A 25,317-nucleotide genomic window follows, 5' to 3' on the forward strand; every position below is an offset into this window, starting at 1 on the left:
TCCTAATATTATTCATAAATTTCTTCATAATCCTCATATACAGATTCATCTACGCTATTTCTATTGCATAGCATATTAAATTCACAGTACTTACAAGATCTAAAATTCTTATCTTCAAAATCAGATTTTTTTATTTCTTTTATAATTCCTTCTATTTTTATTTTGTCGTTTTCAAATTTTTCTTCGCTATAAGTCAGTTCTATTGGCTCTGCATAGTACTCGGGCTGGTAGTAGTACATTCTAACTCTAACTTTTTCTTTACCATCACCATATATTTTAGGAATTGCTTCATATGCAACTGCCATATAGACGATACTCTGCATTCTTTTTTCTAAATCGTTGTACTTTAGTTTTCTGTTTTCTGTTTTCCAATCCCATATATCTATATAAAGCTGTCCATTTTCTCTGTATATTACAGCTAAGTCGTATTTTGCAGTTAATCTGCTTTCTTCATCTATTTTTATAGAAAGTCCGTACTCTGGTAGATATTCTCTATCTTCATAAATTGGTACAGCCTTCTTTACTTTTTCTAGCCATTGGTCAAATTTTTCATATTCCTTATTTCCTATAAATTTTCCTACTGGTATTCCTGAGAAGTACCTTTCACACATTAGATGAAACTCTGTTCCGTACTTTAAACTTTTATAATACTCCTCATCACCTTCCTTTTTCCAGTTTAGTCCTTGCACATATTTATAACCAAATTTTTTAGGGCAACTTCTAAATGTATTTAGGGCATTTTGGCTGAATTCAAATCCAGAAAAATCCATTATCTTCACTCCTTTTACTGTTTAGCTCTTCTCTTTTGTATTTGATTTTCCATTAGTTTAAAGTATTCACTTTTTTCTTGTTCAAATGGATTTCTTTTCTTTTTATCCTCATCACTATTAAATCTAGCTGCAGATATTATCAACATTTCCTTTGCTCTAGTTACACTTACATAGAAAAGTCTTATCTTTTCTCTTATTTGATCTAACTTCAATTCTACATCAAAATTTGTTCTTTCTAGTCCATTTGTCAATTTTTCTATTTCAGATGCCACAAGAGCTTCAGGATTACTATATTTTTCCTTTAGGAAATATTTCTGACAAGGTAGTTTAAACTCTAAATCACTAGGGAATTGATATTTTGTGCATTTAAGCATAAATACACAGTCCCATTCCATTCCTTTTGATTTGTGGTTAGTGCATACTGTTACACTTCCCGGAGTAGGCTCGTATCCGTTGATATTACCTGTTATATCTAATATATGTCTAAAGCTACTGTTTCCTCTGTCTTTTATTACATTTACTATATATTCAAAGTCTACATCTTTATCTTCTCTTTTAAGATATTTAACGTAAAATGCGACATATTCCGCAATAGCCATTTCTTCTTCTGTTATATCTAATCTATCCCGTATAAACAATACCAATAAATCTGCTCTATTCCAAGAATAGTCTATTATTTCTCGCATTTTTTCTAGTGCATTTTTAAACTTTGCAAATATACTGCTACTGTCGTCAACTATTCCTAGGTCAAGTTCATCAAATTTGTATATCAATTCATCCGTTGTAAATTTTTTGAATATATTTAAAAAGTCAGCCTTTCCTTCTTCACTTTCTTCTTTTATAAATGCAGTTCCTATTACATCCATTAGTTTGTCTATATTGTCGTTATCTATTGTAAAGTCCAGTATATTAGCGATATCATCTATTACTTTTCTCATTTTTTCAGAAGATGAGCTTAAATTTTCAAATTGTAAGTCATGCTTTTTTAGTTCTGCTGCAATTTTGTTACAGTCTTTATTGTATGGTGCAAGTATTCCTATGCTTTTATCTGGATATTTTCTTTTTATTCCTTCTACAAATCTTATAGTTTCTCTTATTTCTTCGTCAAAACTTCCTGCACCTAGCCATTTTGTATTTATTGTATAACTCTTTGGCTCTGGGTTTTCTTTGTATCCTTTGCCTTTTTCTACAGTTTTAATTTTCATATCTTCAAGTGCATCTCTACATTCTATTTCTGGTAAGCTGTTTTTTGTGTAGTCAACTAATAGATTTGCAAGCTCTAATATGTCCTTGCTACTTCTATTTGACATATACATTCTGTGGCAACAGTCTGCACTCTCTATAAATTCTCTAAAGAATTTTGGATTTGATTCAGAGAATGTTCCACTTATACTTTGGTTTATATCTCCAACCCTTACTATATTAGGATTATCTCCACCAATAAGTTTTATTATTTTTCCTTGGATTTCATTTGAGTCCTGACATTCATCCTCAAATATATACTTATACTTCTTGTTTAGTTTTTCTCTGACAGCATCGTCATCTCTGACTATTTTATGTGCATTTATCAATAAATCGTCAAAATCTAAAAGCCCATGAAGTTTAAGTCTTTTGCAGTACATCTCATATATAGGTGCTACTATTACCATTATTCCTTTGTACCCATTTTCATTAACTCTTTCATTTAATATATCTGGAGTTATTCCATTGTATTTTAATTTACTTATAGATCTTGTTACTAAATCAAAAAATCCTTGCTTCCAAGTTTCTTCAAATCCTCTAGCTTTCTCTTCATTTATTTTTTTAGTTTTTTTATCCTTTGCTTTTTCGTAATTTATGAAGTAGTAGAAATATTTTTTACCCTTTTCTGTAGATAAATAGCTTTCTATACATTCATTTAAAATAATACTTCTTTGAGCATCATCAGCAATCATAAATTCTTCATTTAGCATTGCTGATTCTGGATTTTCTTTTATTATTTTAGTTGCTAAACTGTGTATAGTCATAACTTCATATGAATTGTTCAATCTTCTAAGAGTGTCTTTATTTTTTCTTTTAATCTCGTTTATCTCTTCTTCTGATAAATTTTCTTCTATTTCTACATCTTCTCCATATTTTTCATTTAACAGTTTTTTTATTCTTCCTTTGAAGTTATTAACTGCGCTGTTCATATATGTTAATATTAGTATTTTTTCTTTTCCATTTATATTATTTTCTAGTAGTTCTGTTACCAATCTAGTTACTATGAATGTTTTTCCAGCTCCCGGAACTGCGGGAACTGCCATAGTACCAGATTTATACTCCATTATAGGCGCTTGATCCTCTCTATATGTTATTTTCCGCATATTTTACCTCGCTTGTATATTAAATTTCTTCTCTATCCATTAAGTTTATTATACTTGTGTACATCATACTTTCTGATAAATAGCCATTTAAAGAATAATCACTCTTAAATGCATATACCTCTTCAGCTGAATCTAGTAGTGAATACAGTAGATTATTCATATAGTATTTTTTTAACTTTTCTTCGTCTAAGTCTGTAAATATCTGTTTTTCCTCATATGATTTTCTAAGAACAATAGAGTTGTTTATTTCTTTTGCAATCTTAGGATTCCACATATTATTTCCACAATCAGCCCAAAGTTGTATTCCTCTTTCTGATAGAGAATTTATATAATAGAAAGGAGTTGTTATCATTAACTTGTCATTTCCTTCACTGTTTTTCAATTCTCTAAATCCTATGTAATCTTTAGAATATGTTTTTAAGATTTTATCTATTTCAAAATCTTTTATCACTCCACATTCTGCAGCTTCTTCTAATTTTTCACATTCTGTTATTACCTTTTTACATATTTCTATATTTTCTATACCATCTTCTAATGTTATAAGTACCTCTGTGTAAAATCTTCTCATAAATTCACTTCTTTTTAGATTTTTCTTTCTACCAATGTAGATTTTTTCTATTATCCGGTCTAAGTTATGTACATTTTCCACAGAATTGTTTATATCTTTTATATCTATTTCGCTGTTTTCATTTTCTATATTTCCCAGGAAATTATCAAATGTTATTTCTCTTCTCTCAGCATAAATCTTGTCAAGCTCGCTATTTTCAAGTATTGTAGACTTTAGTAGTGTTTCATTTTCTCTAAATATTTTATTTGCCTTGATTTTATTTATCCCCAAAATTAAGGAAATCATTTGTATATATTCCTCTGTTGAAAATTCCATTTCCGAATTTCCTGCATATAATGCAGCAATAATTATCAACAGGTTTGCATATCTATACTGAGATATTTTATGGTCTGTAATAGTGCTAAAGTATTTTATCCCCCTTTTCTGAAGTGCGTCTATTATTCTATGAAGTAATATTCCAGAACCTGGAGGAATTATTATAGCTGTTTTTCCTATTTTTTTAGAATCCTTAGCTATTTCTTCAGATTTGTATAGTATATCCTCTATCATTTCATTATACAGTTGAGATTGGTAACATTCTTTTATCCTATTTGAAAATGGTATCAAATCCTTGTATTTAGCTCCGTATCTTTGGTGGTTTGCTAGATTTTTATTTTCTAATTTGTTAGAAGCTAATTCATCTTCCTTTGAATAGTGCTCTACTATATTGTCTAAGTCAAAATTGTATATTGATGTAATATCGCCACTTATATTACCGTATACAAAAGTTTCTTTACCCATTTTTTCAAATACTTTTACTAGCTCTAATTCTGCATTTGAAGTCTTTTCTATTGAATCTATTATTAAATAGTCATATCTTTTAGATAAACTTTTTTGGTATTCCTCTTTTTTAAGGAGCTTTTCTGTGTATAAGTATATTGCCATCGGTAAATCTATTGCAGATTTTTCTATAAGTTTGTCTGTATATTCTTTTATAATTTCATCGTTTTGAGTGTAGGAAAATCTTTCTAAATTATCCTTATTTTTCTTTGTATAATATATTTTTTCTCCAGTAGAGTATATGTCTGTATTCATATATGCTGCTGATCTTAAGTTCGAGTATATGGATTTTGATATGTTTTCTGATGTTCCTGTTATATCTTCAAAGTATCCATATTTATATCTAAAGTTTTCAACCATTTCAGTTATTATGTATTCTGGCAATGAGTATGGTATATTATTTGGTACACCTTTTACACTTTTTAATTCTTTAGATATCAGTGTCCAGTATTTTTCTAGTTCTTTCATTATGAATGATATATATGTCAATATTTGTGGTTCTTCTATGTATGAATTTATATTTATACTGCTTTTTATTTTTTCGATTAGTTTTCCATCTGAAACAAGAAAAAGTATCTTAGAACACTTACCTGATTTTTGTTTGATCAGTTCATTGTATTTTTCAGATACTTTTTTTAGGTTTGTTTGTTTAGTTGTTATCTCTGCCATAATCTTCTCCTTTTTTGTAGAACATTAGTTCTTGATATTCTTATTATATCATTTTTTAGTGTAAGTTTAAAGTTGTATATTGTTTGTTATTAAATAAAATTCATTAGAGGTTTTTTATAATTTTATTAATATTCTTTTTAATTTTTTTCTGATAATATAATATTGGAGGTGATTGATTTGAAAAATATAGTAATTACTGGTGGGTCTGGTGGAATTGGAAAGGCATTATGCTATGGGTTTGCCGATTTAGGTTATAATGTCCTTAGTCTTGATGTTAATGATTATAATTTTGATAGAAAAAATATACATACTTATAATGTAAATCTATCATCTGAAGATGAGATAAAGTCTTGCTTTAATGAAATAGTAGGTAAGTTTGGTCCAATTCATATACTTGTCAATAATGGTGCTATTAGCAAGTTTAATAAATCTATTTATGATATTTCTGTTGATGAGTTTGATGCTGTTTTAAATACCAATTTAAGAGGTGCTTTTATATGCTGCAAGGAATTTATTTTAGCGAATAAGGGGCTTAATTTTGGCAGGATAATCAATATAGCATCTACTAGATATAATCAAAATGAGGCTGATTGGGAAGCTTATGGTGCTTCAAAGGGTGGAATAGTATCCCTTACAAATACACTTTGTGTTTCTCTATCTGGGAGTGATATAACTGTAAACTGTATAAGTCCTGGCTGGATAGAAACTGAGGATTATGATTCTTTATCAGAGTTAGATCATTCTCAGCATCCTTCTGGAAGGGTTGGAAAGCCCGATGATATTTTTAATGTGTGTGCTTTTCTTGTTGATGAAAAGAGCGATTTTATTAATGGTGCAAATATTGTTGTTGATGGTGGTATGACTAAAAGAATGATTTATTTTTAGTGTATTTTTATATAATAAAAGACCTTCTAGTTTTTTACTAAAAGGTCTTTACTATTATTTTTAATACTCTTCTTTGTCAAATAACCTTTGACTTTCTTTGTAATATTTTTTTGCTTTTTCAAATTCTTCTAGTTTTGTATAATTCTCTGCTATTTTATAAGCTATATGACCAGATTCAGGATTAATTTCTAATGCTTTTTTATAGTATTCAATTGATTTATTATATTTTCTTTTCATTGCATACATCCACCCTAAAGCAGCAAGTAATTTGTAATCATCTTTATTAAATTCTAAAGCCTTTTCAAATTCTTCCAAAGCAAGATTATATTTTTTTAGTCTATAGTAACATTCTCCTATATACATATTAGTATATTTTGATACCTCTATATTTTCTAAAATATATGTATATATATCTATAGCCTTTTCAAATTTTTCTTCTCCTTTGTAAGTATGTGCCTTTGTGTGTAATGCATTAATGTTATTTGGATCTATTTTTAAAACTTTATTGCATAATATCTTTGCCATATGATACTTACCAATGTCAAGATTTACTTTTGCTTTTAAGTTTAATGCCGATATACAATTTTCATCTTCATCTAAAGCTCTATCTATTATTTCCAAAGCACTGTCATAGTCATAATTAACATATAAATCAAATGCTGCTTCTAGTTGAGTTTCTAAATCTAGCTCCTCAATCTCATACATTGGTTTAAATTCATATTCTAGGCTATCTCCTTTTTGAGCATTTTCCCATCTTGTAAGAAGCTGTAAGTTTTCTACAACAGTTTTTCCACCTTTTGATAGAGGTACTATATGATCTATCTGGAAATATCTTTTATTCTTACTAGAATATGTTCCACTTGCACTTTCATATTCACCATTTTTATTTTTAAATTTTTCGTAAACTGCGTCCGTAATTCTTCTCCACTCTTTTATATCTAATTCTTTTATTTTATACAACGGCATTTTTTCATAATCAATAGGATTTGCTTTTACCTCAGGCTTAGATGCATCTTTATTTAAAAGCATATTTCTTATTTCTCTATCTATTTCGGATTTAAATAAAGATATATCGTTATTAAAATAGATTTTCCATCCTAATTTTTCATCTTCCCATTTTTTATTTATATAGTTAAACTCTTGAATCCTATTAAATTCATTATTTACTATTTCAGATGCTAATTTTCCTATATTAAAATCATCTCTTCCTTCAAAAGGAACATATACTGGTTTTTCTCCTGTTAAATTATAATAGAATAGTAAATCCTTTATATCCTCTTCATTAAATCCAATTTCTAAATCATATCCATCGAATATTTCTTTTTCAATATAGTTATAAAGTGAATTAAACTCTTTATCTGATACTTTTTCATCTAGTATTCCATTATTTTTAAATATATATTCCATATTTTCAATAAGTTGCTCATATGGATCTTTTAAATGTTCAAATACTAATACTTCACAAATTTTATCCATTTCATTTTCTTCATCAAATATATTAAATGTGTAAGATCCAACTGGTACTAATGACATATAGTTTTTTTCTTTCCATTTATTCTCAATAGAAGAATCCATAAATTTTGCAAATTCTTCTATCATTTTTATAGAAACTGTTCTAGTACATAATTTTTTCGTTTCTTTTTTACTATCTTCAAATTCATTTCCAATAATTAAGTTTTTAGGACTTATCCAGTTTATCCTATCTTTCCAATCATCTATAAAACTTACAATATATGCTTTTTCTGTACCGCCAGCACTTTTACCTCTAAGCCCTCTTCCTATCATCTGATTCATAAGTATTGATGATGTAGTTGGTCTTGTTAAAAATACTGTTTCAACATCTGGTATATCAGTGCCCTCAGTTAATATATTTACATTAATTAAAACATCTAGTTTGCCATTTCTAAAGTTAGATATTTTTATTTCATTTTCCTGATTACTTATAGTTACACCTGTATATGCATCTTTTATACTAGAAACAACATAGTCACTTTTTATTCCCTTTTGATTAAAAAGTGCACTAAGAGTTATCGCATGATTTACATTAAGAGCAAATACAAGACATTTACCATATTTTTCTTTATTATTTATATAATGATTAACTATATAATTATTTCTTTCTTTATTTAAAGCTATGTCTGACGCTATATCATCTGGTATATTTTTAAAATTTTTAACAGCTTGTAATTCATAGCTTGTAAGTTCTCTATCCACCTTGTATTTTGTTTCTAATTCTATAAATTCTGGTGTTGATAATATACTATTATTTATCAATGTTTTTAAATCTACACTGTAACATATTCCATCAGTAAATATTTTACCTAATAGTCCTTCTTCCTTTTGATTTGTTCTCATTGGTGTAGCTGTAAGGCCTAATATTTTAAATTTATTTTTACATGTAGATTTTAATAAATCAATTATACGTCTATATGTTTTAGCTGTTGCATGATGCGCTTCGTCTATAACTAGGCATACATTATCTTTATTGTTAACTAGCCAATTTTCTAGATATTCTAAGTTATGATTCAAACTATCTTTACTAGCGATTATAAAATCATCATCTTTATCTATATTTACGGGAATATCGTGTTCATTAGAACCTGATATTATTCTATAAGAAAAATTTTCTCTATTTGGTAAAATATCCTTATATGAAGTATTTATAGCTGTTTTTAAAGTCTGATTAAGAAGTTCATGCCTATGAGCTAACCATAGTATCTTTTGATTATTATTTATAATTTCTTTTAACGCCCAATATACAGCTGTAAATGTCTTTCCTCCTCCAGTTGGAATTACCAATAATGAGCTAAATTTTTCTTTTTTCCCATTTTCTTCAATGTTTCTATTGCTTCTCTTTGATGCAAATATAAATTTCTAGGATTGTTAGAATTAGACACATATACTTTCCCAGAAAAATTATATTTTTTTGTACACTCTGTCATAAATATTAATCACCTTTTTCTTTAAAATATTTTTATTAGAGTTTATCATATTTGTATACTTATTGCAAATTAAGTACTTTTATACAATTTTAAAAAAAGACTACTATCAATAGTTTTTAATAGTAGTCTTTTTTAATAATTTATATACAATATTTATTTATAGTATTTCAAAAAATAAAAAAGATTACGTGGCTACGTCCTACTCTCCCAGGGGCCTTCGCCCCAAGTACCATCAGCGATAGAGAGCTTAACTTCTGTGTTCGGAATGGGAACAGGTGTATCCTCTCTTCTATAATAACCACATAATCTTTATTTTCAGAGATTGTACTCTGAAAACTACATACATATTAATCAAATCACCAAATATTTTCTTGGTCAAGTCCTCGACCTATTAGTATCGGTAAGCTGCATACATTACTGCACTTCCACCTCCGACCTATCAACCACGTAGTCTTCATGGGGTCTTACTTCCGAAGAATGGGAAATCTTATCTTAAGGCTGGCTTCGCGCTTAGATGCTTTCAGCGCTTATCCGTTCCGTACATAGCTACCCAGCCATGCCTCTGGCGAGACAACTGGTACACCAGCGGTACGTCCACCCCGGTCCTCTCGTACTAAGGGCAGATCCTCTCAAATTTCCTACGCCTGCGACGGATAGGGACCGAACTGTCTCACGACGTTCTGAACCCAGCTCGCGTACCACTTTAATGGGCGAACAGCCCAACCCTTGGGACCTACTACAGCCCCAGGATGTGATGAGCCGACATCGAGGTGCCAAACCTCCCCGTCGATGTGGACTCTTGGGGGAGATAAGCCTGTTATCCCCAGGGTAGCTTTTATCCGTTGAGCGATGGCCCTTCCACTCAGAACCACCGGATCACTAAGTCCGACTTTCGTCCTTGCTCGACCTGTATGTCTTGCAATCAAGCTCTCTTATGCCTTTACACTCTGTGCACGATTTCCGACCGTGCTGAGAGAACCTTTGAGCGCCTCCGTTACCTTTTGGGAGGCGACCGCCCCAGTCAAACTGCCCGCCTGACAGTGTCCCAAGACCTGATTCAAGGCCTCTGGTTAGAGTCCCAGTACTACAGGGGTGGTATCCCAACGGTGGCTCATCCAAAACTGGCGTCCTGGAATCAAAGCCTCCCACCTATGCTGTACATGTAGTACCAAGACCCAATGCCAAGCTACAGTAAAGCTCCATGGGGTCTTTCCGTCCTGTCGCAGGTATCCGGCATCTTCACCGGAATTACAATTTCACCGAGTCTGTTGTTGAGACAGTGCCCAAATCGTTACGCCTTTCGTGCGGGTCGGAACTTACCCGACAAGGAATTTCGCTACCTTAGGACCGTTATAGTTACGGCCGCCGTTTACTGGGGCTTAAGTTCACTGCTTCGATTGCTCTAACAGATCCCCTTAACCTTCCAGCACCGGGCAGGCGTCAGCTCCTATACATCGTCTTGCGACTTAGCAGAAACCTATGTTTTTGGTAAACAGTCGCTTGGGCCTATTCTCTGCGGCCATCTTTCGATGGCACCCCTTATCCCTAAGTTACGGGGTCATTTTGCCGAGTTCCTTAACAACAGTTCTCTCGCTGGCCTTAGGATACTCTCCTCACCCACCTGTGTCGGTTTGCGGTACGGGCGCCTTTAAACTCGATAGAGACTTTTCTCGACAGTGTGAATGCAGATGCTTCGCTACTAAATTTCGCTCCCCGTCACACCCCAGCATTATATCCGTGGATTTGCCTCCGGATACTGCCTCAGTGCTTGGACGTGCATAACCAACAGCACGCTCATCCTGTCCTACTGTGTCATCCCATTTCTCAAACGCTTATTGGCGGTACAGGAATTTCAACCTGTTGTCCATCACCTACGCCTTTCGGCCTCGGCTTAGGTCCCGACTAACCCAGGGAGGACGAACCTTCCCCTGGAAACCTTGGGTTTACGGCCTGTGGGATTCTCACCCACATCTCGCTACTCATGCCAACATTCTCACTTCTTTACAGTCCACATGTCCTTACGGTCATGCTTCTGCCCAGTAAAGAAAGCTCCCCTACCCATCATAAATGATGCCGTGGCTTCGGTAGTAGGTTTTAGCCCCGGAAATCTTCGGCGCAGGATCACTCGACCAGTGAGCTATTACGCACTCTTTGAATGAGTGGCTGCTTCTAAGCCAACATCCTGGTTGTCTGTGCAATCCCACATCCTTTACCACTTAACCTACATTTGGGGACCTTAGCCGACGGTCTGGGCTGTTGCCCTCTCGACCGTGAATCTTATCACCCACGGTCTGACTCCCAGATAAAAGATGACGGCATTCGGAGTTTGATAGTCTTCGGTAGGTGCAATACCCCCTAGGACATTCAGTGCTCTACCTCCGTATCTCTGAATCTGAGGCTAGCCCTAAAGCTATTTCGGGGAGAACCAGCTATCTCCGGGTTCGATTGGAATTTCACCGCTATCCACAAGTCATCCCCGAGCTTTTCAACGCTCGTGGGTTCGGTCCTCCACGAAATTTTACTTTCGCTTCAACCTGCTCATGGATAGGTCACCCGGTTTCGGGTCTACGTCATGCAACTAAACGCTCAGTTAAAACTCGCTTTCGCTGCGGCTGCATACTTGAAGTACTTAACCTTGCTGCATAACGTAACTCGTTGGCCCGTTCTACAAAAAGTACGCGGTCACACAAGAAATGTGCTTCCACAGTTTGTAAGTACAGGGTTTCAGGTTCTATTTCACTCCCCTCCCGGGGTTCTTTTCACCTTTCCCTCACGGTACTATGCGCTATCGGTCACCGGGTAGTATTTAGCCTTGGAGGGTGGTCCCTCCTGCTTCCCACGGGGTTTCACGTGTCCCGTGGTACTCTGGATCATATCGGAAGTCTTCTCACTTCGACTACAGGGCTGTTACCTTCTATGGCGGAGCTTTCCAAAACTCTTCGTCTGTAATAACCTCTTCCTGATGATATGTCCGCAACCCCTAAGAAGCGAACTTCTTAGGTTTGGGCTGTTCCGCGTTCGCTCGCCGCTACTAGCGGAATCGAATTTCTTTCTCTTCCTTCGGGTACTTAGATGTTTCAGTTCCCCGAGTTCCCCTCAACGAGCTATGTATTCACTCGAAGATACCATGACATTACTCATGGTGAGTTTCCTCATTCGGAAATCTATGGATCAAAGTTTACGTGCAACTCCCCATAGCTTATCGCAGCTTATCACGTCCTTCATCGGCTCCCGGTGCCAAGGCATCCGCCCTGCACCCTTAATAACTTGACCAGTTACAGTTGATATTTTTTTATAAGGTTATCGTCCTTATTTATCACATTAAGGAAATAAATGATGTCATATCATAATATATATGTAGTTTTCAAAGTACAAATGGTGGAGATGAGGAGATTCGAACTCCTGACCCCTTGCTTGCAAGGCAAGTGCTCTCCCAACTGAGCTACACCCCCATATTAAGTTTGTATAAACTTTCAAAACTGAACAGCAGATAATTCTCCCTAGAAAGGAGGTGATCCAGCCGCACCTTCCGATACGGCTACCTTGTTACGACTTCACCCCAGTTATTGATTCCACCTTCGACGACTTCTCCCAAAAGGTTAGATAGTCGGCTTCGGGTGTCTCCAACTCCCATGGTGTGACGGGCGGTGTGTACAAGACCCGGGAACGCATTCACCGCAGCATTCTGATCTGCGATTACTAGTAACTCCAGCTTCATGTAGGCGAGTTTCAGCCTACAATCCGAACTGAGAATGGCTTTAAGGGATTTGCTCCACCTCACGGCTTGGCTGCCCTCTGTACCACCCATTGTAGCACGTGTGTAGCCCTAGGCATAAGGGGCATGATGATTTGACGTCATCCCCACCTTCCTCCAGGTTATCCCTGGCAGTCTCTCTAGAGTGCCCAACTTAATGATGGCAACTAAAGACAAGGGTTGCGCTCGTTGCGGGACTTAACCCAACATCTCACGACACGAGCTGACGACAACCATGCACCACCTGTCACTTCTGTCCCCGGAGGGAAAGAGGAGATTAATCCTCGGTCAGAAGGATGTCAAGCCTAGGTAAGGTTCTTCGCGTTGCTTCGAATTAAACCACATGCTCCGCTACTTGTGCGGGTCCCCGTCAATTCCTTTGAGTTTCACACTTGCGTGCGTACTCCCCAGGCGGAGTACTTAATGCGTTAGCTGCGGCACCGAAGGGGGTAACCTCCGACACCTAGTACTCATCGTTTACAGCGTGGACTACCAGGGTATCTAATCCTGTTTGCTCCCCACGCTTTCGTGCCTCAGCGTCAGTTACAGTCCAGAAAGCCGCCTTCGCTACTGGTGTTCCTCCCAATATCTACGCATTTCACCGCTACACTGGGAATTCCGCTTTCCTCTCCTGCACTCAAGTCAGACAGTATCAGGAGCTTACTACGGTTGAGCCGTAGCCTTTAACTCCTGACTTGAAAGACCGCCTACGCACCCTTTACGCCCAGTAAATCCGGATAACGCTAGCCCCCTACGTATTACCGCGGCTGCTGGCACGTAGTTAGCCGGGGCTTCCTCCTCAAGTACCGTCATTATCTTCCTTGAGGACAGAGCTTTACGACCCGAAGGCCTTCATCGCTCACGCGGCGTTGCTGCATCAGGCTTGCGCCCATTGTGCAATATTCCCCACTGCTGCCTCCCGTAGGAGTTTGGACCGTGTCTCAGTTCCAATGTGGCCGATCACCCTCTCAGGTCGGCTACTGATCGTCGCCTTGGTGGGCCGTTACCCCGCCAACAAGCTAATCAGACGCGGGTCCATCCTGCACCGAAAAATCTTTGATATAAAAGTCATGCGACTCTTATATATTATCCCGTATTAGCATACCTTTCGGTATGTTATCCGTGTGTACAGGGCAGGTTACCCACGCGTTACTCACCCGTCCGCCGCTCTTCTCCGAAGAGAATCGCTCGACTTGCATGTGTTAGGCACGCCGCCAGCGTTCATCCTGAGCCAGGATCAAACTCTCAAAATAAAATTCTTCGAATTTTATATCGCCAACGATTTTTTCGCTAATGCTCAAAATTCCGTTGCTCAAAATAAAATCAGTTTGTTATATCCGCTCAGATGTTATCTCAAAATATCTGGCATGGTTTGTATGGCGCTCGAACTATTTGTTCGAACTAAATATATCTGCTGTTCAGTTTTCAAAGTTCATTTAAAACTTTCGTTTTATTCTTTATTTTCTCGCCCTCTCTCAAGGACAAGTATTATATTATCATCTTTTATTTTTATCGTCAATACTTTTTTTAAACTTTTTTATATTTTTATTTTCTATCATCTAAAAAATATACTTCAAAGCCGCTAATTTCAACATTTCCAAAATAAAAAGCTAGTACAAAGAATTTTTCCTCATACTAGCCTCAATCATCTTAAAATTTATATATAATTAAATCTTCTATTACACTATAATAATTCTCTTCCACAAGCACTTCTTGCTGCTACTCTACCAAAATGAAGAGCATGTCCTATACTGTATCCACAAGAAGGAACTCCATATCCGAAGTTACCAGTATTAGCAACTTCACCTGCTGCATATAACCCTGGTATTATTTTCTTATTATTATCAAGAACATGAGCTGCTATATCTATTTCAAGACCTCCAAATGTTATAGAAGTTGCTGGTCTTAAAAATACCGCATAATATATATCTCCTCTTATAGCTCTCATTTCACTCGCTGGTTTTTCGTAATCTTCATCAAATCCCATATCACATAAATAGTTATATCTATCTACAGTAGCTTTTAAAACTTCTGGTTTAACATTTATTTTTTCTGCTAATTCTTCTATACTACTAGCTTTTATTGCTTCCTTTGATCCTAAAGTATACTGAAGTAGAGGATATTTATCTGCTTCTTCTCCACAAGTTATATACCATCCACCAGCACTACCAGCTTTTGCCATTGCGCAACCAACTAAACTGTGGAACTGGAATTCATTGCAGAAACGTTTTCCTTCTAAACTAACTATTAAACTTGGCTCTTCATTTACACCTACTCCAGTTCTTTCATTTAACATCATTGTCTGTAAAGATGGGTGTTTATAATTTCTAGCACCTATTGCTTCTGCAACTCTAGCTCCATCTCCTTGACTTGATTCTGGGCAATTGTAATAATAGCCTTTCATCCATGGATATCTTGATTCAACTAATTCTCTATTAGCTGCAAATCCACCTGTTCCTATAAATACACCTTTTTTAGCCATTATAGTAACAACACTTCCATCTAAAGTATCTGTAGCTTTAGCTCCAACTACTCTGCCATCTTCTACTATTACCTCTGTAAGAGAAGTATTTAAAAGAGTTGTTCCTCCAAGCTCATGGAATTTATTATTTAGTGGAACTATAAATCCTCCACCATATCCCATAGTCTGGCCACCGCCACCCATACTATTATGGATTCTCCATGGTAACTGAGAAGTATGAGGTGCCTCAACATCCTGCACTTCAAATCCCTGTTCTTCTAACCAATGTATATTTTCTGCTGCATGGTAGCAGAAGTAATTTATCTTATCATCATCTAAGAAAGTTCCCGCAGCTTTCTTTAAAAAATCAAACTGCATCTGAGGTGTATCTAATATACCTCTTTCTATCTGAGTTCTTGTACCAGCACCCATTATCTTACCACCACATATTGCAGAAGAACCACCAATTACTCCCTGTTTTTCAACAAGAACTACATCAGCTCCACAATATTTAGCTTCTACAGCTGCTGAAAGACCTGCTATACCAGATCCAAATACTACAAAATCAGTTTCTATTGTTCTATCTTCCTTTTTAGGTGGAACTGGAACTGCTTTATTCTTTAACTCTTCAACATCTCCACCTGCCTGTTCAACACAAGATGCAACTGCTTTAGCTATAGCTTTACAAACAACTTCAGCACCTACAACCATTGGTACAGCTAAAGACTGATATTCTATTATCTTTGGAACCCAATGTTCAAAAGGTGAACTTTCAAGACCATATGCCTGTCCATAAATTTCTTTGTGTTTAACAATATTAATATCTGTTATTTCACTTTCAGAAAATGTTACTTCAACAACAACCTTACCTTTTACACCGTATCCTTTTCCAGTGTATGTACCTGCATTATACTTCGCCATGAAACTTTTCCCTCCTAGTAAAACTTACCTTAAAATGATTTTGTTATTTTTTTGTTAATAACATTATAGAAGATTATATTCCGTTGAAATTTCAAAGTCAACGAGTTGCATAACGTTGTATAAAATACCACTTTACTGTCTTTAAATAGGTTAATAAAGTAATTGTATTTGTCTTCTTTTATCTCTTTACTTTTGGGTCATATTCAGCATCTACCTTATCAAGATTATACTTATCCATAAGATTTATAAGCACATCCGCATAGACAAGCTCGCCTTTAGAGTTTTCCTTTGTAGCATATCCTGCATCCTCTAAAACCTGAGCCTGAGCTTTTCCATCCTTAGCCTTAAATAATCCCGCTTTTTCATACCTTTTATTTTCACTTAAAAACTTTCCATAATCATATATAGACTCCTTATAAGACCTATATCTCCTAAAAGCAGCATTTTCTGTATCATTGTACCCTTCTTTAGTATTCATATTGACACTTCTTCCATTCCAAGACTTATCAGCCTTTATCCCAAATAAATTAAAATACTCCTTAGAAAGTTCCGACTTACCCCAGTTTGATTCAATAGCAGCCCGCGAAATAGTCACAGAAGGATAAATTCCATACTTTTCATAAACATCTACCGCTATAGGCTCTACCATTTCAATAAAATCCTCTCTCTGCATATCCTCTATATAACCTCTTCCAAATGTAGAATATATAGCAAATATCAAAATAGTTAAAACCACTAATATAATAGAAATATTCCTAGTCTTTTTCTTAGCTTTCTTACTTTTATTACTAGTTGGTTTCTTTGAATTTTTAGATTTACTACTTCCTCCTTTTGTAGAACCAGCTACTTTCTTAGAATTACCTCCAGTACCACTTTTCTTAGCCCTACTTTGGCTACTTTTTCCTTTTGTCGCATTAAGCTCACTCTTTACCTTTTTAGATGAATTAACCTTTTTAGGCTTAACACCTAAATTTCTATCATCCTCTCTCTCCTTAATCTTTCCTTGCACACTTTTTCTCATATCATCTAATCTCTTGCTATCTATATTATTTTCATCCATATGCATTTCCTCACAATTTTTTACTATATTTTTTATTATACAATACAACTCCTCCCAAATAAAAATAAAAATGCGCTATCTCACGAACATTTTACAATCATCAAAATAAAAAAGAGCTGCTACAATACCTGTAACAACTCTCAATTATAATTAATTATCTTGATTTTAGCTCTATCCAAGCCTTATCATATAGTTTTATATCTTTACCTATATCTGTAAATGTCTCGCACTTACTTAAATACTCATCATCAGGATAAGCTCCTTTATTGCTAGTTATCTCCTTATCTAAAAGGTCGAAACAAGCCTTATTAGGAGTAGAATATCCTATATACTCTGTATTTATCTTAGCAATTTCTGGATCAAGCATAAAGTTTATAAACATTTCTGCTTCTTTTTTATTCTCACAAGTAGTAGGTATGCACATTGCATCTACCCATCTATTAGTTCCTTCTTCTGGATTGAAGAATTTTAAATCTGGATTTTCTTCCTGCATAAGAGGGAAATCCCCTGAATATATCATTCCTATATATCCATCTTCTCCAACCATTCTATCTTTAACCTCATCATTTACATAAGCTAAAGCGTATTCTTTCTGTTTAACTAATAGCTCCTTAGCTTCATTTATTTCCTTTGGATTTGTAGTATTCATACTATACCCTAACTTAAATAAAGCTGCACCCATTGTATCTCTAACAGAGTCAAATATTAATATCTTTCCTTTATATTTAGGATTCCATAAAATATCCCAAGACCCTAAGTCCTTTTCATCGACATACTTTGAATTGTATGCAAGACCTAAAGTACCCCACATATAAGGAACACTGTACTCATTTTTAGGATCGTATTCAGAACCTAAAAACTTCTTATCTATATTTTTTATATTAGGAATATTATTAAAATCTAGCTTTTCAAGTAGACCTTCCTTTCTCATCTTTGCAACCATATAATCAGAAGGAACTACAATATCGTACTTAGTACTTCCACTCTTTACTTTCTGATACATCATCTCATTTGTATCATAAGTAGAATACTGCACCTGTATCCCTGTCTGTTTTTCAAACTCATCTATTAAACTTTCATCGATATAATCACCAACGTTGTAAACATTTAAAACCTTTGATGAGTCTGCTGATTTTCTACACCCAGTTAGAGGAAGCACTGTCATACAAGCAATTAAAACAAGTGACAATATTTTTTTAGCTATTTTCATCTACCTTCTTCCCCTTTCTTCTAAAGACTGTTTCTTATTAGAAAGTATTAACAGTATAAGAACTGTTATAAACATTAAAGTTGAAAGCGCATTTATTTCTGGTTTTATTCCTCTTCTAGCCATAGAGTAAATTTCTATAGATAAGTTTGTAACCCCATTTCCAGAGTTGAAGAAACTTATTATGAAATCATCTATAGACATAGTGAATGCCATTAAAAATCCTGATACTATACCAGGTTTTATCTGAGGTAGTATAACCTTTCTTAATGCATAAAATGGTGTTGCACCTAAATCTAATGCTGCATTCTCTATATTTTCAGGCATCTGTCTTAATTTTGGAAGCACTGAAAGTATTACATAAGGAATACAGAACATTATATGCGCTATAAGCATTGTCATATATCCAAAATCTACCTGTAAAAATACAAATAAACTCATAAGAGCTACCCCTGTTACTATCTCTGTATTTAATATTGGTAGGTTGTTTACATTCATCATTATAGCTTTGTTTCTAGGTCTCATCTTATTTATACCTATTGCACTTAAAGTACCTACTATTGTAGCTATTACTGAAGAAATTATAGCTATAGTAACTGTATAATAAAGTGCTGTCATTATAGCTTCATTTTGGAATAATCTCACATACCATTTAGTTGTGAATGCTCCTATATGTCCCATAGATCTAGAATCACTGAAAGAGAATACTATTAGGGCGAATATTGGTATATATAGGAATAAGAAAACTAAAAACATATATATATCTGAAACTATTTTTATCTTCTTTTTGTTTTTGTTCATTATATAACCATACCCCCTTCTCCGCTTCCATCGTCCATCTTAGACATTATACTCATTGAAATTAATATTACTATCATTAAGAATATTGATATTGCAGAACCAAAGTTCCAATCCCCTACAACTGTAAACTGCTGTTCTATTAAATCCCCGATTAGCATTGTTTTTCCTCCACCAAGAAGTCTTGATATAGCGAATGATGTTATTGATGGCATGAACACCATTGTTATACCAGAGAAAACTCCTGGTAAGCTAAGTGGGAATATTATTTTTCTAAATACTGTAAAATTGTTAGCTCCTAAATCGTGAGCTGCATCTATTAAATCGTGATCCATTTTTGATAATGAAGTGTATATAGGTAATACCATAAATGGTAAGAAGTTATAAACCATACCTAATAACACTGCAAATGGAGTATATAAAATAGAACGATACTCTATACCAAATAATCCTAAAAAGCTACTTAATAATCCGTTCTGTCCTAGGATTGATGCCCAAGAATATGTTCTAAGTAGGAAGTTCATCCACATTGGAAGTATAAATAAAAGTATTAAAGTTCCTCTTTTACTTATTGGAGCTTTAGATATAATATATGCAACTGGATAACCTATTAATATACATGCTAGAGTAGCGCCTCCAGATATTAATATAGATCTCCAAAATACTGATAAATATATCGGATCTAAAACTGATTTGAAGTTATCAAGAGTAAAAACTATCTCTCCGTTAACTTCTTTTGTAAAACTGTAATAAACTACTAGGAATAATGGAATTACTACGAATATTGCACTCCATACTATGTATGGATAAGCAAATTTTGATTTTGAATTCTTAATTTTCATCATCTTCACCAGCTTCTATTTCGACTTTTTTCATTATATGTATATCCTCTGGATATATGTCTATTCCTAGTTCTGTTCCTACTTCTGCATACCGAGTATTGTGAAGTAGCCAAGTTCTTCCATTTTCTTCTAATTCTATTTCGTAGTGTACTCCTTTAAATATTACAGATGTTACTTTTCCTACTATCATACCATTTTCTGGTTTAACCATTTTTATATCTTCTGGTCTTATAACAACTTCTATTTCTTCGTTCTTTTCAAATCCTTTATCTACACATTCAAATTCTCTATCAGCAAATACAACTCTGAAGTCTTCAAGCATTACACCTGGTAATATATTACTTTCTCCTATAAACTTAGCAACAAATGCATTTTTAGGTTCATTGTATATATCTACTGGATTTCCCATCTGCTGTATTTTTCCTTTATTTAGAACTACTATAGTATCAGACATACTAAGTGCTTCTTCCTGGTCGTGTGTAACAAATATAAATGTTATACCTAATTTTTTCTGTATTCTTTTAAGCTCTACCTGCATTTCCTGTCTTAATTTTAAGTCAAGTGCTCCAAGTGGCTCGTCAAGAAGAAGAACTTTAGGCTCATTTACAACAGCTCTTGCTATTGCTATTCTCTGCTGCTGTCCACCAGATAAAGAATCTATTGCTCTGTTTTCAAATCCTTCAAGAGCAACAAGTTTTAAAACTTCTTTAACCTTTTTATCTATTTCATCTTTAGGAACTTTCTTTATCTTTAACCCAAATGCTACATTTTCATAAACATTCATGTGTGGGAATAGTGAATATTTCTGGAAAACAGTGTTTACATGTCTTTCATTTGGAGGTAGGTCGTTTATTTCCTTACCTTCGAATATTACACTCCCTGCATCAGCCTGTTCAAAACCAGCTATTATTTTTAATAGTGTTGTTTTACCACATCCTGATGGTCCTAATAATGTTAAAAACTCGTTTTTCTTTATATCAAGATTAAATTTATCTAATACTACGTTATCTCCACCATATACTTTATGTATTCCTCTTAATTCTATTATGTTTTCTGTCAAAGTATAACACCTCTCTCCTCAAAATTAAATCAAACATATTAATCACAAAATAATATTTATTAAAAATTATAATTGCACTACTTTCAAATATTTAGAAAGTAGGTGGTGTACTTACCCAAAGTACTTTGGCTACTGTCTTACCTTCATTTGATAGGAAGTGTTTAGCTCTAGGTTTAAAGTAGAAACTTTCTCCTTTTCTAACCTTTAGCTTTTTCTCTCCTAAATGAAGGAATACTGATCCTGCTAGTACATATCCAAATTCTTCTCCTTCATGAGGTTTTTCTTCTTTGTACTGACCTCCAGGTTGGATTGTAACTATTACTGGCTCCATCTCATTTTTCTGCGAGTTTGGAACTAGCCATTTGAATTCGTATTTTAATTCTTCATCCTCTGTTTCAAACATATCATCTTTAACGAATACTATCTTTTCGCTCTCTGTATCGTTAAAGAATTCTTTTAAGTTCGTCCCAAGTATTTCTAATATATCTATTAAAGTAGCTATAGATGGTGATGTTAAATCATTTTCAAGCTGAGATATAAATCCCTTTGAAAGCTCGCATCTATTAGCTAACTCTTCTTGGGTGAGCTGCTTTTCTATTCTAAGTCTTTTAATCTTTTTACCTATTTCCATTTTCATTTACCCCTGTCTATATATAAATTTTTACTAAACTCTAAGTTTATCGTTTCTAAACTACAACAATTAGATATTATAAACAAAAAGTTTATTTTTTTCAAGGCTTATTTTATTTTTTGTCACAATTTGTTCTATTTTTATAACTAGCTTTTTTCAATGGATTCAATGCTATGCCAAAAGCATTAGTCAATATTAATATTTTTAAAGTTTAGTATTAGTATATTTATTTTTAAAAAAACACCTATATTTTTTAACATCGTTACAGCACTAAATTTTACATATTCTTAAAAATCTATTCTCATTCATATGATTATCATCATATAAAACTTTTTTTCCTTTTAAATTTCAACACATTCAGAGCTTATAAGTTTGATTAAATAAATATTAAATTTGCATAAAAAAAGAACCCCTTATATTTTTAAGAGGTTCAATAATTTTAAAATTTCTCAAATCAATAGACTATTTTATAAAATGCTCTGATACTCTTTTTACATATCTTATATCGTCTATTATATATCTATTTTCTACCTTTGTTCCATCAAATCTACAAGCCTTAAATACTACCTTTATAGCTAGTCCTAAACCAAATGCACTTATTATTGTTCCTATTCCTACTTTTCCTCCAAGTAGTATACCTATAGCAAGAGCAGATATATCCATAGTAACCTTAACTACATTTGCTGATTTTCCTGTTTTTTTCTGTAGGCAAACCATAAGTCCATCTCTCGGTCCACTTCCTAAACCGCTATCCATATAAAGAACCATGCCAAATGATAAGACTATTAAACCACCTATAAGAAGTGCTAATCCAGATACAAGACTGCCAGCTGTTGGTATATATCCTGAATATATTATCATATCCATAAATAAGCCAACTAAAACCATATTAGCAACTGTTCCCCAGCCTATATTGTCACCGAATATAAAATCGGCAATCATTGTAAGAGATGCTACAATTATAGTGGCTGTTCCTATAGTTATACCTAGCTTGTTAGATAACCCTTGATGAAGAACATCCCAAGGCTGCATGCCTAAATTTGCATTGATTGTCATAACTATACCTATTGAGCATATAAAAAGTCCGATTACTAATTTAGCAACTTTTGATCCGATTGTCTTAAACATAGCATTATACACCATCCATTTTACAAATTTCATCCTTTGCCTATATAATACAAAAAAATTGTTGAAATTTCAAGGGTTTCTACTCTTTTTGTTAAGATTTATACAATTTTATAAGTTATCAGCTCCAAAAGCTAGTGGCATTAAATCCTCTATATTTGTTATTAATGTTTTTTCTCCATTAGATAGTATTATATCTACGTCCTTCTCTATAAGCTCTGAAAGTACCTGTCTACAAGCCCCACAAGGAGTAACAAGTTTTTCTCCATTAGATACTATAGCTATTGCTTTTATATGTTTTTTTCTATATCCATTAGAATATGCTGCAAATATTGCACTTCTCTCAGCACAGTTAGTAAGTCCATAAGATGCGTTTTCTATATTTGCTCCTAAGAAATATTTCCCATCTATTGTTTCTACACATGCACCTACTTTATATTTTGAATACGGTGCATATGCATTCTGCATAGCTTCAAATGCTTTATCTACTATTTTCATATCATTTCCTCTTTTCTTAAGTTATTTTTTATATTATACAACAGATACCTTATTTATACCTAAAATTTATTTATTATTTTATATATAAAAAGCCAGGCAAAATTACCCGGCTTAAATTTTATTCTGTTTTATTTTGTTTCTGTTGCTTGATTTTCTTCTTTTTTATCTTCTGCTTTTTCAGCTTCAGTTTTATCTCCTTCAAATTTTACATCTGTAGCTGTTCCAGTTATTTTATCTTCTATTTTAGCACTGTTCTTTATAGTCGCACCAGTTCCATTAACTTCTACAGTCTTTATTGATCCAGTGTTTTCTAAAGTAACACTAGTACCATTTATTTTTACACTTGTTGTAGTTCCTTCATTTTTTATACTAGCTTTTGATGCATCTACATCTAGATTTGTCATTGTTCCTTTGTTTATAACAGATATAGATTCAGAGTTTGCATCTAATAATAAGTTTTCTACTTTTACACCACCTACAACAGTTAGAGAAGCTGCTCTCTTTATTTCTAATCCTTTTATAGATCCACCAGCTATTTCTACATTTGCTTCAGCTGAATCTAAAGTAACTTTTCCATTGAAAGTTCCATTTATTTTTATATTTATAGCTTTATCAGTTGATATAGTAAAATCATCTGAAGTATCTGCATTTGTTTTTAATGTTATTGTATCTCCTGCATTTGCATTGGCTAATACTGTATTTAGGTCGTCTTTATTGTTTACTTCATAGTTTATATTAGTCTGAGTTGCCTTTATTTCTTCTACAGCATCCTCATTACCATTTCCTCCAACCTGAGTTATAGTTTTTATAACTTTATTTTTGAATAGGCTCTTTTGACTATCTGATAATTTTGATCCAACTATAACTACTGGTGCATTATTTTTAGCTGCAAGAACACCTACTGAAAGTGCATCTATTAATTCTCCAGATTTTTTTATTCCGTCTTTAGCTACGTATATATTATTTAATTCTTTACCTTTGTAGAATTCTTCTATAACTCTAGCATTTGTATCATTTCTATTTTTACCTTCTATTCTTATAGCTGCTGGTAGTGATTCTGCTACTTCTTCTGAAACAACACTATCTCCACCTATTATATAAGAGTTTGATATTTTATTGTCTTTTATAAAGTCTTTGGATACTTCTATTCCTTTTTTAGGGTTTGATAATATTATAGGCATACCTTTTTCTGCTGCAATAGCTGCTACTGATACTGCATCAGCAAGACCATTTGTACCATTTACTACTGCTACACTATTAATAGCTTCTAATTTATTTGATTTATTAAAGTCGTTTAGTGCCTTAGCTATTTCTAGTGCTGTTTCTTCTCTAGTATCACCTTTTATTCTATCTACAGTTGTAACTCCTGCAGCTTTTAATTCTTCAACTAGAGCTTCTGGTAAAACTGCTTCACCACCTATTAATACTACTTTTTTTGCTCCTGTTCTAACTATTTCATCTTTAGTAACTGCTGTAAGTGCATTTTTAGAAGTAAGTAATATTGGTGCTTTAAGTGCATTTGCATATGGTGTTGCTGCTAGTGCGTCTGGTATAGCATCGTCATTTACTAGTATAACAGTTTCTGCAGTTGAATAAGCTCTCTTACTTATCATTGCTGCAGTTTCATATCTGTTGTTTCCAACTATTTTATCTATTGATGCTGCTGAAGCTGGTATAACTGTACCAACTGCCATAGTAGCTGCTAATGCAACTGTTGTATATTTTTTCATATTCATAATAGACACCTCCGTTTTTATTTTTATGATTATAATTATTTTATCATATTTTTTCAATATTTTATTTAATTACCCTATTATAATTTTTCAAAACATTAAATATTTATAAATCACAATAAAAAAACGACTACTTTTTTATATTTAAAGTAATCGTTTCTATAAAGGAAAAGAGATACCTGTAGGCATCCCTTTTCTATAATTATATAAATTATTATTTTTAATTTTA

Annotated in this window: 16 protein-coding genes, 1 tRNA gene and 3 rRNA genes; 1 reads left to right on the forward strand and 19 read right to left on the reverse strand. The window is 33.6% G+C overall.

All coding sequences use genetic code 11. The features are described 5' to 3' along the window. Window positions 1-8: 8 nt before the first annotated feature. Genes KGNDJEFE_RS09750 through KGNDJEFE_RS09760 form a run of 3 tightly spaced genes read right to left on the reverse strand, consistent with a single transcriptional unit; the run spans window position 9 to window position 5,171 of the window. Window positions 9-770 carry a PD-(D/E)XK nuclease family protein gene (locus KGNDJEFE_RS09750; protein WP_006440784.1) on the reverse strand — a complete coding sequence of 254 codons (762 nt, stop codon included), beginning with the start codon at window positions 768-770 and terminating at the stop codon, window positions 9-11. Window positions 771-784: 14 nt separating this feature from the next. Next, window positions 785-3,115, reverse strand: a complete 2,331-nt coding sequence (locus tag KGNDJEFE_RS09755; RefSeq protein ID WP_006440783.1) for an ATP-dependent helicase — start codon at window positions 3,113-3,115, stop codon at window positions 785-787. 19 nt (window positions 3,116-3,134) lie between these two features. Beyond that, window positions 3,135-5,171, reverse strand: a complete 2,037-nt coding sequence (locus tag KGNDJEFE_RS09760) for a UvrD-helicase domain-containing protein (RefSeq protein WP_006440782.1) — start codon at window positions 5,169-5,171, stop codon at window positions 3,135-3,137. A 168-nt stretch (window positions 5,172-5,339) separates the two neighbouring features. On the opposite strand from KGNDJEFE_RS09760, the gene KGNDJEFE_RS09765 reads away from it, so the two are divergent. Beyond that, window positions 5,340-6,056: an SDR family NAD(P)-dependent oxidoreductase gene (locus KGNDJEFE_RS09765; protein WP_006440781.1), complete on the forward strand. Its 717-nt coding sequence runs from the start codon at window positions 5,340-5,342 to the stop codon at window positions 6,054-6,056. Window positions 6,057-6,116: 60 nt separating this feature from the next. Here KGNDJEFE_RS09765 and KGNDJEFE_RS09770 read toward each other — a convergent pair whose 3' ends face one another. The 16 genes from KGNDJEFE_RS09770 to KGNDJEFE_RS09840 all read right to left on the reverse strand — a co-directional run bounded on the left by KGNDJEFE_RS09770 (window position 6,117) and on the right by KGNDJEFE_RS09840 (window position 25,091). Then, window positions 6,117-8,855 carry a DEAD/DEAH box helicase family protein gene (locus KGNDJEFE_RS09770; protein WP_006440780.1) on the reverse strand — a complete coding sequence of 913 codons (2,739 nt, stop codon included), beginning with the start codon at window positions 8,853-8,855 and terminating at the stop codon, window positions 6,117-6,119. Next, window positions 8,849-8,998 carry a hypothetical protein gene (locus KGNDJEFE_RS11810; RefSeq protein WP_006440779.1) on the reverse strand — a complete coding sequence of 50 codons (150 nt, stop codon included), beginning with the start codon at window positions 8,996-8,998 and terminating at the stop codon, window positions 8,849-8,851. Before KGNDJEFE_RS11810 ends, KGNDJEFE_RS09770 begins: the two co-directional genes overlap by 7 nt. A 186-nt stretch (window positions 8,999-9,184) precedes the next feature. Further along, window positions 9,185-9,301: ribosomal RNA gene (rrf, locus tag KGNDJEFE_RS09775) — 5S ribosomal RNA — on the reverse strand. A gap of 68 nt (window positions 9,302-9,369) precedes the next feature. Then, window positions 9,370-12,271, reverse strand: a 23S ribosomal RNA gene (locus KGNDJEFE_RS09780). Between the two features lie 103 nt (window positions 12,272-12,374). Continuing rightward, window positions 12,375-12,450: transfer RNA gene (locus KGNDJEFE_RS09785), tRNA-Ala, on the reverse strand. 52 nt (window positions 12,451-12,502) lie between these two features. Next, window positions 12,503-14,005 (reverse strand): 16S ribosomal RNA (locus KGNDJEFE_RS09790). The 16S, 23S and 5S rRNA genes sit together here with 1 tRNA gene alongside, the layout of an rRNA operon. A 431-nt stretch (window positions 14,006-14,436) precedes the next feature. Further along, window positions 14,437-16,134 carry an FAD-dependent oxidoreductase gene (locus KGNDJEFE_RS09795; protein WP_006440778.1) on the reverse strand — a complete coding sequence of 566 codons (1,698 nt, stop codon included), beginning with the start codon at window positions 16,132-16,134 and terminating at the stop codon, window positions 14,437-14,439. Window positions 16,135-16,312: 178 nt separating this feature from the next. Next, on the reverse strand, window positions 16,313-17,194 hold the full coding sequence (locus tag KGNDJEFE_RS09800; protein WP_169302903.1) for a glycoside hydrolase family 73 protein: 882 nt from the start codon (window positions 17,192-17,194) through the stop codon (window positions 16,313-16,315). 154 nt (window positions 17,195-17,348) lie between these two features. After that, window positions 17,349-18,404, reverse strand: coding sequence for an ABC transporter substrate-binding protein (locus tag KGNDJEFE_RS09805; RefSeq protein WP_006440776.1), 1,056 nt, complete (start codon window positions 18,402-18,404; stop codon window positions 17,349-17,351). After that, a complete protein-coding gene (locus KGNDJEFE_RS09810; protein ID WP_334290479.1) occupies window positions 18,405-19,082 on the reverse strand; it encodes an ABC transporter permease in 678 nt (225 codons plus the stop codon). 119 nt (window positions 19,083-19,201) lie between these two features. Next, complete coding sequence (locus tag KGNDJEFE_RS09815) at window positions 19,202-20,044, reverse strand: ABC transporter permease (protein ID WP_006440774.1); 843 nt, start codon at window positions 20,042-20,044, stop codon at window positions 19,202-19,204. After that, window positions 20,031-21,101: a spermidine/putrescine ABC transporter ATP-binding protein gene (gene potA / locus KGNDJEFE_RS09820; protein WP_006440773.1), complete on the reverse strand. Its 1,071-nt coding sequence runs from the start codon at window positions 21,099-21,101 to the stop codon at window positions 20,031-20,033. The genes KGNDJEFE_RS09815 and potA overlap by 14 nt, the downstream gene beginning before the upstream one ends. A 91-nt stretch (window positions 21,102-21,192) precedes the next feature. Continuing rightward, entirely contained in the window at window positions 21,193-21,732 is a 540-nt protein-coding gene (locus tag KGNDJEFE_RS09825) for a helix-turn-helix domain-containing protein (protein WP_040410633.1), read from the reverse strand. A gap of 462 nt (window positions 21,733-22,194) precedes the next feature. After that, window positions 22,195-22,860, reverse strand: a complete 666-nt coding sequence (locus KGNDJEFE_RS09830; protein ID WP_040410658.1) for a YczE/YyaS/YitT family protein — start codon at window positions 22,858-22,860, stop codon at window positions 22,195-22,197. A 108-nt stretch (window positions 22,861-22,968) separates the two neighbouring features. Beyond that, window positions 22,969-23,355: a cytidine deaminase gene (cdd, locus tag KGNDJEFE_RS09835; protein ID WP_006440770.1), complete on the reverse strand. Its 387-nt coding sequence runs from the start codon at window positions 23,353-23,355 to the stop codon at window positions 22,969-22,971. Window positions 23,356-23,483: 128 nt separating this feature from the next. Then, window positions 23,484-25,091, reverse strand: a complete 1,608-nt coding sequence (locus KGNDJEFE_RS09840) for a cell wall-binding repeat-containing protein (RefSeq protein ID WP_050754679.1) — start codon at window positions 25,089-25,091, stop codon at window positions 23,484-23,486. Between the last annotated feature and the right edge of the window lie 226 nt (window positions 25,092-25,317).

This window comes from Peptacetobacter hiranonis, from assembly GCF_008151785.1.
GTDB classification, from domain to species: domain Bacteria; phylum Bacillota; class Clostridia; order Peptostreptococcales; family Peptostreptococcaceae; genus Peptacetobacter; species Peptacetobacter hiranonis.

Bases quoted from the DNA above. Each gene is read 5' to 3' on its own strand.
- KGNDJEFE_RS09800 (WP_169302903.1), bottom strand. From the start codon at position 17,194: ATGGATGAAAATAATATAGATAGCAAGAGATTAGATGATATGAGAAAA.
- KGNDJEFE_RS09830 (WP_040410658.1), bottom strand. From the start codon at position 22,860: ATGTTTAAGACAATCGGATCAAAAGTTGCTAAATTAGTAATCGGACTT.
- KGNDJEFE_RS09825 (WP_040410633.1), bottom strand. From the start codon at position 21,732: ATGGAAATAGGTAAAAAGATTAAAAGACTTAGAATAGAAAAGCAGCTC.
- KGNDJEFE_RS09810 (WP_334290479.1), bottom strand. From the start codon at position 19,082: ATGGGACATATAGGAGCATTCACAACTAAATGGTATGTGAGATTATTC.
- KGNDJEFE_RS09815 (WP_006440774.1), bottom strand. From the start codon at position 20,044: ATGATGAAAATTAAGAATTCAAAATCAAAATTTGCTTATCCATACATA.
- KGNDJEFE_RS09805 (WP_006440776.1), bottom strand. From the start codon at position 18,404: ATGAAAATAGCTAAAAAAATATTGTCACTTGTTTTAATTGCTTGTATG.
- KGNDJEFE_RS09840 (WP_050754679.1), bottom strand. From the start codon at position 25,091: ATGAATATGAAAAAATATACAACAGTTGCATTAGCAGCTACTATGGCA.
- KGNDJEFE_RS09795 (WP_006440778.1), bottom strand. From the start codon at position 16,134: ATGGCGAAGTATAATGCAGGTACATACACTGGAAAAGGATACGGTGTA.
- cdd (WP_006440770.1), bottom strand. From the start codon at position 23,355: ATGAAAATAGTAGATAAAGCATTTGAAGCTATGCAGAATGCATATGCA.
- KGNDJEFE_RS09755 (WP_006440783.1), bottom strand. From the start codon at position 3,115: ATGCGGAAAATAACATATAGAGAGGATCAAGCGCCTATAATGGAGTAT.
- KGNDJEFE_RS09750 (WP_006440784.1), bottom strand. From the start codon at position 770: ATGGATTTTTCTGGATTTGAATTCAGCCAAAATGCCCTAAATACATTT.
- KGNDJEFE_RS09760 (WP_006440782.1), bottom strand. From the start codon at position 5,171: ATGGCAGAGATAACAACTAAACAAACAAACCTAAAAAAAGTATCTGAA.
- KGNDJEFE_RS11810 (WP_006440779.1), bottom strand. From the start codon at position 8,998: ATGACAGAGTGTACAAAAAAATATAATTTTTCTGGGAAAGTATATGTG.